Below are 12,346 nucleotides of genomic sequence, written 5' to 3'. Positions count from 1 at the left end.
AGGACTCACCTGGGCGCAACAGCGGTGAACCGGACCGGCAACACGGCGGGACCAGGCTGGGTGCATGCAGATGCCCGGCGAGTTGCGCCTCCGGTCCGCGACCTTCGCGGATCTGCCGGAGACCCTGGCCATGCACGCCCGCTGTTCACCCGCGAGCCTGCGTTCCCGCTACCACGCCGACGGCCCGCACATCCCGCCGCGCTGGGTGGCCCGGCTGCTGGTGCCGCGCCGGGGCGCCGCGTTGCTGGCGGTGCGGCCCGATCCGCGCGGAGACCATGTGGTCGGCATGGGTCAGCTGATCTTCATGCCGACCCCCGGCACCGCGGAGATCGCGCTGCTGGTCGAGGACGCGTGGCAGCACCGCGGTGTCGGTTCGGCGTTGCTGCGCGGCCTGGTGGCCGCCGCGGGCGAGCGCGGACTGACCCTGCTCAGCGCGTGGTGCCTGCCCGAGCGCGCCGGCCTGCACCGGGCCGCGCGGCGAGCCGGTCTGGCCGTGCTGGACGGCGCGGAGACCGGGGTGCTGCACATCCCGGTGCCCGCCCTGTTCTGAGCCGGGCCCGCGACCTCGCTGGTCAGGAACCGCCGACGGCCTGCTGCCGCAGCGGCATGACCGCGACGTTGTGCGGGCGGAAGGAGTAGACCTGCCCGCCGAAGCCGTCCGGCCCGGCGACCAGCAGGCCGGTGGCCAGCGCGGTGGCCACGGCCGCGGCCCGGTCACTGACGTGCAGCTTGGCGAAGATCCGCTGCAGGTGGGTCTTGACCGTGGTCTCGGCGACGAAGAGCCGCCTGCCGATCTCGGCGTTGGTGTGACCTTCGGCCACGAGTCGCAGCACGTCCAGTTCCCGACCGGACAACACGGACCGTATCTGGGCCCGCGGCAGCGGCGTGACTGTCAGCGGTGACAACTGCGGTGACATCGACGTGACACCGCTGCGGGCCTGGCGGATCGCGGAGACGATCTCCTCGCCGGTGGCGCACTTGAGCACGAAGCCCATGGCGCCGGCCTGCAGGGCCGCGCCGACCCGGGAACGCTGGTCGGAGAAGACGACGGCGACGATCGGCAGCCGAGTGCGCAGCACCGCCTTGACCACCTCCAGTCCGTCCACCTCCCCCAGGTCGAGATCGACCAGCACGACGTCGGGACGCCGGGCGGTCACCTCGTCCACGATGTGCGCGGCGTCCTGGAGCGCGCCGGCGAACTCGATGTCGGAGTGTTGGGCGAAGCAGGCGCGCAGCCCGTCCGCGACGATCGGGTGCCGGTCGACGACCAGCACCTTGATTGCCTGCGCGCGCGGTTCCCCATCACGCGAGGACTGGCCGAAGCTCCCCGGTCGCACCGCGCCTGGACGCTGGCTCAGCGACATGACACACCCCTGCTCAGACGGCCCCAGTCATGACTGGCAAATGCTGATCATCGAGTTGACAAACGATGACAACAGCATGGTACCGACCGCCTGACTGATGGTCAATTAACTAGTCAACAACCCACCGCCACCAGCCCCGTTCAGATCACCCGTTGATGTCACAACCGACATTCGTCGGGAGCCACCAGGCCGCCCCGCCCACCACCCACAGTCACCAAACCCCCCGATCGAAGGGTTGCCAACCAGTTGACACCCCCGCGAACCCCGGCCTGTCACGTTGACGCAGCACGAATGGGACTCTTACCCTCGCCTCATAACCACCGTGGGTGAACACCACGGCCGCTACGACACTCACCAGAGGCACAGCATGCAGATCCGCGTCGACACCCATTTGGGTTAGACATGACTGTGCGTGGAAAGTGCCGAACCGCCGCGCGCGCAAACGTCCGCGCGGCGGTGACAGCCGTGCCAGTCACGTCCAGGACGTCAGGACCGCCCGTGGTGGTTGCGCAAGGTCCGCACGGACAGCGCAGCGACTTCCTTGAGCAACGCGGGGCGGACTTCCTCCGGATCCGCGGTGTCGAGGTGCGCGAGCAGCTCGTCAAGGGCAGAAAGTCGCCTCTCCTCCAGCCCGAGGTCGGTACTCACCTTGACCACGGTCATCAGAGTGCGGATCCGGTCCACGGTGCCCAGCACCCCGGATTGCAGCGCCGCCTCGGCACTGTCCAGCGCCGCCTTGATGTTCCCGGCCCGCAGCGCCAGCTCGGCCCGCAGGGTGAACACCTGCGCTTCGAGCTGCCCCTTGGCTGCGTAGCGCACCTCGGACACCTCGTTGAGCAGCAAATCAGGCGCCTCGCTACTCGGCACGCCGAACTCCAGGAACAGCGAGACCACGGCCAGGCGGACCCGGCACCACAGCTCGGTCCCGATCGACTCGATCGGTGGCACCAGGGCGGTGCCCAGCTCACCGCCCGCAGCTTCCAGCTTGCCCTGCCTGGCCAGCGTGACCGCGAGCATCCAATGACTGACCACGGTCAGCTCGTCGGCGACCGGATCCTTGCCCGGACGCTGCACGACCCACTCGGCGGTCAGCGCGGTGGCTTGCTGGCTGGCCTCCAGTGCGTCCGCGAACCGGCCGACCGCGTTGTAGGCGGCGGCCAGCGTCGTGCGGGCGCGTACCCGCAGGAGCACGGCGTGCTCGCCGGGGAAGTCAGTGGCCGAGCCCAGCGCGTCAGCCTCGGCGACCGCGTGCAGGCCCAGGTCGATGGCCTCACGGGTCCGGCCGAGTTCGCGGGCAGCCGCGGTCTGCAGGGTCAGCGCGACGGCACGAGCCGAGGTGGGCACGACCCGGAACAGGTTCTCCGCCTCGCTCAACCGCTCGAAGACGTCCTTGGTGCGGCCCAGTCGTCCGGAGCAGGCGGCCGCGGCGTACTCGCACAGCCACTTGGCCTCCGGATCACGCAGCTCACCGCGCATGCCGTCCAGCACTTCGAGGGCGGACTCGATGCGGCCGGCGAGCAGGTGGTCCACCACCCTGGCGCATCCGGCCAGGAACGAACCGCCAGTGGCCCGCGCGCCACTGCCCAGACCTGCGAAGGAGTCGGCCGAGACACCAAGCCGGGTCGCCAGCTGTTCCACGACCTTGGGGGTCGGGGTGCGCTGGCCGGACTCCAGACGAGAGAGATAGCTGCTCGAAAGCCCCTCACCCGCAAGATCACGTTGGGTGAGTCCACGAGCGGTCCGCAGAGTACGAAGCCGCTCACCGAACGTGCCCGGGAGGTCACGTTCGGCATTGACACGTTCGGCAGATGTCATGACAGGTAGCTACCCAAGGAGGCAGGCATGTTGGTTGCCTTTCTGATGACACTTTACGCGGGAATTGTTCCACTAGCGGACAGCCCCGCTCAATCAACCGATACCTATTCGTCGCCGACGCAGGTCGTGGCGGCCCAGGTGTCGGTCATCAACGACATCACGAACCCGCTCGGGGACAGCGACATCACCAACCCCGCGCCGGGCAAGGATGACATCACCAACCCCAACAAGCCGCGGCCCTCACCACACCGGGACGCCGACATCACCAACCCGGCACCCAAGGGTGACGACATCACCAACCCGACCAAGACAGAGGCCGACATCACCAACCCCTAGGTCGAGGGGCAGCACGAACCCACCCAGCCTCTGGTTGCCGGGCCTGACATGCGACGAACGGGTTGTCTCGGCGGCGGCGAGACAACCCGTTTCTCGTGTCCAGACCCACCCCGCACCACCCTGACAGTCCCTCAAGCCCCGCCCCGCACCGGTCAAGTAACACACTCTCCGTAACTAGATTCCTCGATAGTGTGCTACGCCAAACCGCAGCTCGTGGCCCATCTGGCGGTCACCGGTGACATGTTTGCCGGGTTAAGTTTCCGCGCCGTGACTACCCTCAGCGAGCGACCGATGGCCCCTCTGGTCTGCCCCGTCTCCCACGGGGCGCCCCAGGGTACGGGGGCTCGGGTGGGCGGGGGTGCGGGTGTCGACGTCGAGGAGGCGGAGGAGTTTCTCCGGCTCTTCCACGAGGAGAACCCGCAGGCCGGGCCGGTGGAGCCCCGGTTGTCCGCCGTCCGTGCCGAGATCGCCCTGCGCGGCACCTACCTGCACACTCCCGACGAACTCAGCTTCGGCGCGCGGGTGGCCTGGCGCAACAGCGCCCGGTGCATCGGCCGCCTGTACTGGCGCAGCCTGACCGTGCGCGACCTGCGGCACGTCCGGGACGCCGCGGACATCGCCGCCGAGTGCGTGGAGCACCTGCGCCTGGCCACCAACGCGGGCCGGGTCCGGCCCGTCATGACCGTGTTCGCGCCGGACGCCCCCGAGCAGCCCGGCCCGTGCATCTGGAACGAGCAACTCGTCCGCTACGCCGGCTACCGGGACGCCTTCGGCAACGTGGTCGGCGACCCGCGCTACGCCGGGTTCACCGACTCCGTGACCGAACTCGGCTGGCGGCCGCCGACCCAGCGCAGCCCGTTCGACCTGCTGCCGATGGCCGTGGAGACCGCGCACGAGGGCATCCGGCTGTTCCCGGTGCCCAGGGACGTGGTCATGGAGATCCCGCTCGAACACCCCGACCTGCCCTGGTTCACCGACCTCAGCCTGCGCTGGCACGCGGTGCCCGCGATCAGCAACATGCGGCTGTCCATCGGTGGCGTCTCCTACCCTGCCGCCCCGTTCAACGGCTGGTACATGGGCACCGAGATCGGCGCGCGCAACCTCGCCGACGCCGACCGCTACGACATGCTCCCCGAGATCGGCGAGCGTCTGGGCCTGGACACCAGCTCGGAGGCCACGCTGTGGCGGGACCGCGCGCTGGTGGAGATCAACCGGGCGGTGCTGCACTCCTACGCCTCGGCCGGGGTGACCATCACCGACCACCACACCGAGTCCGAGCGCTTCCTCACCCACATCCAGAAGGAGGAGAAGGCGGGGCGGCAGTGCCCCGCGGACTGGAGCTGGATCGTGCCGCCGATGTCCGGCTCGCTGACCCCGGTGTTCCATCGCTACTACGAGACCCAGCACCTGCGCCCGGAGTTCGTGCTGGACCCGGACGCGGCCCAGCGCGGTCAGCACGGCGCCCCGCACCGGTTCCCGGCCGCGCCCGATGTGGCGGCCGCGGCCCGGCGTGGGCTGTTTGCCGCTTTTCGGCGACGCCTGAGCGGCTGACCAGCTAGCCTTTCTCCCGGGTGTGGTCCGAAAGGACTACAAAGGGGGGCAAGAAATGGCTGGTCGCGGCGTGGAATTCCGCCTGCTCGGCCCGGTGGAGATCGTCCTGTCCGGACGGTCCGCGCCGGTGGAGGCGGCAAAACATCGAACACTCCTGGCGTGCCTGGTGTTGCGGGCCGGGCAACGGGTCGAGGCCACGGAGCTGGTCGGCTACCTGTGGGATGACGAAGATCGTCCCGCACATCCGCGTGGCGCCCTGCAAACCTATGTGCGCAGGCTGCGCCGGTTGCTGGGCGCGGAGCTGATCAGCACCGTGGCCGGCGGCTACCGCCTGGAGGTCGCGCCGGAGACCGCGGACGCGCACCGCTTCCGGCAGCTGCTGGCCACCGCCCGGCAGACCGCCGACCTGGCCGAACGCACCACCATCGTGCAGTCCGCGCTGGCGCTGTGGCGGGGTCCGGCGCTGGCCGACATCGCCTCGCCCGCGCTGCGCCGGGACTACGCCGACCCGCTCGACACCGAACGCCTGGACGCCCTCGCGCTGCGCTTCGACGCCGAACTGGCCCTGGGCAGGCACGAGCCACTGGTCCCGGACCTGTGGAAGGCGACAGCCGAACACCCGCTGCGCGAGGAGTTCTGGCGGCAGCTGATGCTCGCCCTCTACCGCACCCAGCGCCAGGCCGAGGCACTGGAGACCTACCAGCGCGCCGCGGACGTGCTGCGCCAGGAACTCGGCGTCGAGCCCAGCCCGCGGCTGCGCGACCTCCGCCAGTCGGTGCTGACCAACGACCCGGAACTGGCCGCTCCCACCGTGCTGACAACCGCGCTCCCGGCCTGGCAGCCGGTCTGTCAACTCCCGCCGGACATCGGTGACTTCGTCGGCCGCGACCGCCTGGGCCTGCGCATCGCCGAGGAACTGCGCCGCGGCGGCCCGGTGCTGGTCTCCGGTCCGCCGGGAGTGGGCAAGACCGCGCTCGCGGTCCGGATCGGCCATCGGCTGCGCGCGGATTTCCCGGACGGGCAACTGCATGTCAACCTGCACGGCTACGCCACCGAGGCGGCCCTGCGGCCGACCGACGTGCTGGCCCGGTTCCTGCGCGGGCTGGGCGTGCCACCGGCGCAGATCCCGCTGGAGCAGGAGCAGCAGGCGGAGTTGTTCCGGGCGGTGCTGCGGGGGCGCCGGGTGCTGGTGTTGCTGGACAACGCCTCGGCTGCGGAGCAGGTGCTGCCGCTGCTGCCTGCCGAACCGGGGTGCGCGGCACTGGTGACCAGCCGGAACCAGTTGTCCGGCCTGGGCTTCACAGTGACCCTGGACGTGCTGCGGCACGAGGACGCGCGCGACCTGCTGGCCCGCACTCTGGGCATGGCGGAGCCGGAGGCGTTGGACGAGCTGGCCGAGCTGTGCGCCCACCTGCCGCTGGCCCTGCGGATCGCCGCGGCGAACCTGGCCGGGCAGTTCGGGCTGGCGCACCAGGTCCGGCAGATCCGCGAGGGCAACCGGCTGGCCGCGCTGGCGGTCGAGGGCGACCACGACGCCGCGGTGCAGAACGCCTTCGACCGCTCCTACCGCATGCTCGCCACCGGCCACCGGCGCCTGTTCCGGCACCTGAGCCTGATCCCGGGACCGGACCTGACCCCGGCCTCGGTCGGCGAGCTGATCGACGTGCCCGAGTGGCAGGCCGCGCGGATGCTGATCGAGCTGGCCGACGCGAATCTCGTGCTCCGCCAAGAGGAAGGCCGCTACCAGCTGCACGACCTGATCCGGCTGTACGCGGATTTCCGTTGCCGCGCCGAGGATTCCGTCGACGCCAGAGCCAGGGCGCTGCGTCGCTGGCTGGGCTACTACCACCAGCACGCGGACCGGGCCGCCGGGCTGCTGTACCCCGAGGTGCACCGGGTCGCGCTCCCGCCCGCCGATCGTCCGACCACCGATTTCCCCAGCCTGCTCAAGGCAAAGCAGTGGCTGGACGCGGAGCGGGCGAACCTGGTCGCGGCCGTGCTGCACGCGGTTGAGCACCACCTGGACACACTGTCCTGGCAGCTGGCCGACACCCTGCGCGGGTACTTCCAGCACTGCCGGATCCTCAACGACTGGCTGACCGTGGCCACCGCGGGACTGGCCTGCGCGCGCCGGATCCAGGACGAGGTAGCGGTGGCCTGCCTGCACCACGCGTTCGGTGTCCTGCACTGGTTCCTCGGCCAGCCGGACATCGCCATCGAGCACCTGACGCACGCCAGGGCGGGCCTTCGGGGCGAGGCGGACCACGGGCGGCTGGCCAACGTGCTGTCCAACCTGGGCATGAATCACATGGACCGCAGCGAACTCGGCACCGCGGTCGATCTCTACGGCCAGGCGGAGCAGATCCTGCGGGGGCTGGGTGATGAGCTGCGGCTGGTGCCGGTGCTGGGCAACCTGGGCATCACGCTGCGCCGGATGGGCAGGCTGCGCGAGGCACTGGCCCACTACACCGAGTCGCACCGGCTGGTACTGAAGGTCGGGTTGGTCGCCAGCGAGCCCACCGTGTTGAACAACCTCGGTTACCTGCACCGCGAACTGGGCGATCTGCCCACGGCACTGGACTTCCTGACCCGCTCGCTGGCCACGATCGACCGGATGGGCGGGCGGTACGGCGAGACCAACACCCTCATCGGACTCGCCGCCGTGCACGCCGAGCTGGGTGACCTGGCCCAGGCGGAAGAGCTGGCGACCTGCGCGGTGGCCAAGGACGAGACCGCGGTGGACCGCAAGGAACTCGCCCTGGGCTACAACGTGCTCGGTGTCGTGCTGCGTCAACGTGGACGTGCCCGGCAGGCGGTGCCGCATCATCATCGGGCGCTGGAACTGAGCCGCACCATCGGTCTCACGGTATTCGAGGTCGAGGCGTTGCTCGGACTGGCCGACACCCACCAGGCCATGGGTGAGCCGGAAACCGCGCTGGCGCACGCCCAAGCAGCGCTCGCGCTGGCCGCCCAGGTCGGTTACGGGGTCCGGATCGGGCAGGCGCACACCTCGCTGGCCCGGATCACCCTCGACCTCGGCGACCTGGCCGAAGCCAGGTCACAGGCGGCCAAAGCCCTTGCCAGTCACCGGGAAACCGGGCACCGCCCCGGCGAGGAGCGCACCCTGGAGGTGCTGGCTCGGATCGCCGAGGCGGAGCGGGAAAGCTAGGTCAGTTCGCGGCTTCCAGCTGCGGTTCCGGAGTCGCGGCGGCCTCGGCCTTGTTCTTGGCGCGCTTGCGCAGCACCAGGGTCACGACCACGATCGCGATCACCGCCAGCAGGACCCAGCTCGCCGTGCCGAGGATGCCCTCGACGCGCTTGGCGGCTTCGCCCAGGCCCGCGCCGATGCCGATGTGCAGCAGGGACCACAGGGTGGCACCGATGATCGAGGCGGGCAGGAACTTGCGGTAGGCCAGGCCGGAGGTGCCCGCGGCGGCCGGGGTCAGGGTGCGGACCACCGGGAGGAAGCGGGCGAAGAAGACCGCCCAGGCACCTCGGCGGCGGATCAGGTCCGTTGCCTTGTCCCAGTTGTCGGCGCCCATCTTGGCCACCAGCTTGGTGTTTCTGAGTTTGACGCCGAACTTGCGGCCCAGCAGGTAGCCGACCGAGTCGCCCGCCGCGGCGCAGATGGTCATGACCACCCACATGGTCAGGAAGAACGGCACCGTCTTGACCGTGGTGGCGGCGACCAGCAGGCCGGTGTCGCCGGGGACGATGAAGCCCAGGCCGATGGCGCACTCGCCGAAGGTGAGCAGGCCGGTGGCGATCAGGACGGCGGGCTTGGGCAGGCCGGCGATCGACTCCAGCGCCTCGGTGATGAACCCCATGGCGTTCTTGTCCCCCTCGTGTGGTGTGGATGCGGGGCAAGTCTTTCAGAACCGGACACACCGGCGTCCCGGACTTCCGGTTATCCGGCCCCTGACTTTCGTCTAAGGGTGGTGACCAGCGGGTCAGGGGTTGTCCCCGAGGGGTGTGAACTTCCGCTCCCGACTGGTTGACGGGTCTACAAGAAGATCACCAGGCATGTGACGATGGACACAGCGGCGGAAAACTCGATAACTTCCCCGTGTTGATCATCAGTCGGAGGTCGCGCATGGCAAGGACTCGGTGCGCCGAGCCGTTACCCGCGCCCGCTTGGGCTTGGCGAACCTGCTGCTGATGTCCGCTCGCGCGTCGGTGTTGACGCGCCGGCCGTAATTCCGTCTCCCCCCACCGCACCGGGTCTGTGTGCCCGGGGCTGACGCGCGTGGTCCGCGCTCCGCGGCGCCACGCGATACCGCACATCCATCGGAGGTTCACCGCGCCATGATCAGCGCACCCCGTCCCCGGCACCGCAGCAGCGAGCACACCACCTCGAGCCGGCCGCCGGTCCACTCACCGCCCGGCCTATCCGGGAAGAACCGCCTGGTCAGCCTGCTCCGCCACGATCTGCCCGCCTCACTCGTCGTCCTGCTCACCGCCGTTCCGCTCTCCCTCGGCATCGCCGCCGCCTCCGGCGCCCCGCTGATGGCAGGCCTGATCGCCGCCGTCGTCGGCGGAGTGGTCGCCGGCTCGCTCAGCGGGTCCCCGCTCCAGATCAGCGGGGCCGCCACCGGTCTGACCGTCATCGTCGCCGGGCTCGTCCACCAGTACGGATTCGCCGCCACCGCCGGGATCACCATCGCCGCGGGGTTGTTGCAACTGCTGCTGGGCCTGTCCAAGGTCGGCCGGGCCGCCCTGTCCCTCTCCCCGGCCGTCGTGCACGGGTTGCTCGCCGGGATCGGCGTGGTCATCGCGATCAGCCAGCTGCACGTGGTGCTCGGCGGTCAGCCGCAGACCTCGGTGCTGGCCAACCTGCGCGATCTGCCAGCCCAGATCGGCGCGCACCACGACGCCGCCTTCGCCGTCGGCCTGGTCGCCATCGCCGTGCTGCTGCTGTGGCCCCGCCTGCCCAAGGTGCGCCTGGTGCCCGCCGCACTGGTCGCGGTGGCCGCGGCGACCGCGGTGGCCTCGATCTTCGAGCTGAACCTGCCCAGGGTGAACCTGCCGGACGCGCCCCTGGCCGCCTTCACCCTGCCCGCGCTGCCCGCTGGCACGCCGAGCGGGATCGTGCTGTCGGTGCTGCTGGTCGCCGCGGTGGCCAGTGTCGAATCACTGCTGTCGGCGGTCGCGGTGGACCGGTTGCACACCGGCCCGCGCGCCGACCTGGACCGCGAGCTGGTCGCCCAGGGCGTGGCCAACATGGCCTCCGGCGCGCTCGGCGGGCTGCCCATCGCCGGCGGCATCGTGCGCTCCTCTGCCAACGTCGCCGCCGGCGCGCGCAGCCGGGCCTCGACCATCCTGCACGGACTGTGGGTGGCCGCCTTCGTGCTCGTGCTGGCCGGCCTGCTGGAGCAGATCCCGCTCGCTGCGCTGGCCGCGGTGCTGGTGGTCTCCGGCGTGCAGCTGGTCCGGCTCACGCACATGCGCGAACTGTGGCGGCACCGCGAGTTCCCGGTGTACGCGATCACCTTCGGCGGCGTGGTCTTCCTGGACCTGGTGCAGGGCGTCACGCTGGGCATCCTGCTCGCGCTCGCCCTCGCCCTCTACCGGCTGACGCACGCCACGATCCGGGTGAGCGAACCGGCCGAGGACGACAACCGGTGGTCGGTCACCGTGCGCGGCTCGCTGGTCTTCCTCGGCGTGGCCCGGCTGACCAGCGAACTACGCCGGGTGCCGGAACGGGCCGAGGTGCTGCTCACCCTGCACGTGGACTACCTGGACCACGCCGCCTACGAAGCCATCCACGGCTGGTGCCGCACGCACGAACGCCTGGGCGGCACGGTCACGGTGAACGAGGACCGGGACACCTGGTACCACCGCGCCCAGGACAGCCGTCCGGAACAGCGCCGCTCACTGCCCGGCCCGCTGCTGCGCTGGTTCGCGCCCTGGTCGGTGTGGCAGCACCGGGACGGCGAGGACCCCGCGGTCTCGGCGATCCCGTTGCCGCGCAACGAATCCATGGCCCTGGACGACTCGCTGCTGCTGGGCATGCACGAGTTCGAGCGCAGCTGCGCGCCACTGGCCCGGCCCTTCTTCGCCGAACTGGCCGCCAACGGACAGAGCCCCCGGCAGCTCTTCGTCACCTGCGCGGACTCCCGGGTGGTGCCCAACCTGATCACCACCAGCGGACCGGGTGACCTGTTCACCCTGCGCAACATCGGCAACCTGGTGCCCCGGCACGACGAGGGACCCGAGGACGCCTCGGTGGGCGCGGCCGTGGAGTACGCGGTGGACGTGCTCAACGTGGCCAGCATCGTGGTGTGCGGGCATTCCGACTGCGGCGCGATGAAAGCCGGCCTGTCCGGCGGAGTCCGCTCCGGCTCCCGGCTGGCCGAGTGGCTGCGGCACATCCAGCCCAGCCTGATCCGCTTCCACGCCGTGGACGAGGACGCCGAACTCGCCGTGCACGACCGGCTCAGCGTGGCCAACGTGGTGCAACAGCTGGACAACCTGCTCACCTTCCCGCTGGTGCGGGAGGCCGTGCAGGACGGGCGGCTGACCCTGGTCGGCATGTTCTTCGACATCGCGGGCCCGCGGATGTACCTGGTTGATCAGCAGTCCGGGCGGCTCACTCCGATCACCTCCGGCGCGACCACTTAGCACCGACACTGACGGCGGAGGGTGACGAGTTCGGCGAAATTCGCGGGATCGGCACCCTCCGCAGGTCAGCGGTGGGACCGCGGTCCGGATACGCACGGTCACCTACGAGGGGCGGTTGTCACTCGTGCACGGCGTCTCTACGGTGGGTGGGGCTACGGCCAAATGGCCGTGTCGGCGCGTGGGCTCAGCCCAGTCGCCGGATACCGCACTACCCGCCTTGCCGATGCGGCTCGACGCAGCGATTCACGCGAGTGGGGCAGGAGGAGGCGCCGTGACCGAGCACATCCAGGACGTACTTCCGGTGGACCTGCCCGGGTCCGAGGTGGCCGATGCCACCGCCGCGCGCCGCCCTGGCGGCATCGTGGTGATCACCGTGGTCGGCGAGCTGGACATGTCCTCCACCCCGGCCTTCCAGGAACTGCTCGGCGCCGAGGTGGACGCGAACTGCCGCCGCCTGGTGCTGGACCTGTCCGGGGTCAGCTTCCTCGGCTCCAGCGGCCTGGCCGCGCTGGTGGAGGCCCGCCAGGTGGTGCACAGCCAGGACGCCGAACTGCGCCTGGTCTGCGCCACGCACGCGGTGACCCGGCCATTGCACGCCACCGGGCTCGGCGAGGTCTTCGACATCCACCAGACCCTCGACGGCGCCCTGGCCTGACCGC

At 70.5% G+C, this 12,346-nt stretch carries 9 protein-coding genes; 6 read left to right on the top strand and 3 right to left on the bottom strand.

The annotated features are described in order from the left end of the window. The first annotated feature begins 64 nt into the window (after positions 1 to 64). Positions 65 to 550, top strand: a complete 486-nt coding sequence (locus tag MZC64_RS36375) for a GNAT family N-acetyltransferase (protein WP_247760251.1) — start codon at positions 65 to 67, stop codon at positions 548 to 550. A gap of 22 nt (positions 551 to 572) precedes the next feature. Here the strand turns inward: MZC64_RS36375 and MZC64_RS36370 are convergent, their stop codons facing one another. Both MZC64_RS36370 and MZC64_RS36365 read right to left on the bottom strand, forming a co-directional pair. After that, complete coding sequence (locus MZC64_RS36370) at positions 573 to 1,364, bottom strand: response regulator transcription factor (RefSeq protein WP_247760257.1); 792 nt, start codon at positions 1,362 to 1,364, stop codon at positions 573 to 575. A gap of 486 nt (positions 1,365 to 1,850) precedes the next feature. Next, positions 1,851 to 3,179 carry a helix-turn-helix transcriptional regulator gene (locus MZC64_RS36365; protein WP_282106434.1) on the bottom strand — a complete coding sequence of 443 codons (1,329 nt, stop codon included), beginning with the start codon at positions 3,177 to 3,179 and terminating at the stop codon, positions 1,851 to 1,853. Positions 3,180 to 3,206: 27 nt separating this feature from the next. Here MZC64_RS36365 and MZC64_RS36360 point away from each other — a divergent pair, with 27 nt between their 5' ends. The 3 genes from MZC64_RS36360 to MZC64_RS36350 all read left to right on the top strand — a co-directional run bounded on the left by MZC64_RS36360 (position 3,207) and on the right by MZC64_RS36350 (position 8,235). Further along, the gene (locus MZC64_RS36360; protein WP_247760267.1) at positions 3,207 to 3,515 is read left to right on the top strand and encodes a hypothetical protein; all 309 of its coding nucleotides are present in this window, start codon (positions 3,207 to 3,209) and stop codon (positions 3,513 to 3,515) included. A gap of 348 nt (positions 3,516 to 3,863) precedes the next feature. Further along, positions 3,864 to 5,066: a nitric oxide synthase oxygenase gene (locus tag MZC64_RS36355; RefSeq protein WP_247760268.1), complete on the top strand. Its 1,203-nt coding sequence runs from the start codon at positions 3,864 to 3,866 to the stop codon at positions 5,064 to 5,066. A 55-nt stretch (positions 5,067 to 5,121) separates the two neighbouring features. Next, on the top strand, positions 5,122 to 8,235 hold the full coding sequence (locus tag MZC64_RS36350; protein ID WP_247760269.1) for a BTAD domain-containing putative transcriptional regulator: 3,114 nt from the start codon (positions 5,122 to 5,124) through the stop codon (positions 8,233 to 8,235). Between the two features lies 1 nt (position 8,236). On the opposite strand, the gene MZC64_RS36345 is transcribed toward MZC64_RS36350, so the two are convergent. Next, on the bottom strand, positions 8,237 to 8,893 hold the full coding sequence (locus MZC64_RS36345; RefSeq protein WP_247760270.1) for a DedA family protein: 657 nt from the start codon (positions 8,891 to 8,893) through the stop codon (positions 8,237 to 8,239). Positions 8,894 to 9,371: 478 nt separating this feature from the next. Between MZC64_RS36345 and MZC64_RS36340 the strand changes: the two genes are divergently transcribed. Continuing rightward, the gene (locus MZC64_RS36340; protein WP_247760271.1) at positions 9,372 to 11,687 is read left to right on the top strand and encodes a SulP family inorganic anion transporter; all 2,316 of its coding nucleotides are present in this window, start codon (positions 9,372 to 9,374) and stop codon (positions 11,685 to 11,687) included. Between the two features lie 271 nt (positions 11,688 to 11,958). After that, a complete protein-coding gene (locus MZC64_RS36335; RefSeq protein ID WP_247760272.1) occupies positions 11,959 to 12,342 on the top strand; it encodes an STAS domain-containing protein in 384 nt (127 codons plus the stop codon). Positions 12,343 to 12,346 lie beyond the last annotated feature (4 nt).

It is taken from the genome of Crossiella sp. S99.2 (assembly GCF_023094165.1).
Lineage (GTDB): Bacteria > Actinomycetota > Actinomycetes > Mycobacteriales > Pseudonocardiaceae > Crossiella.
This window is presented reverse-complemented; position numbering and strand designations above follow the sequence as displayed.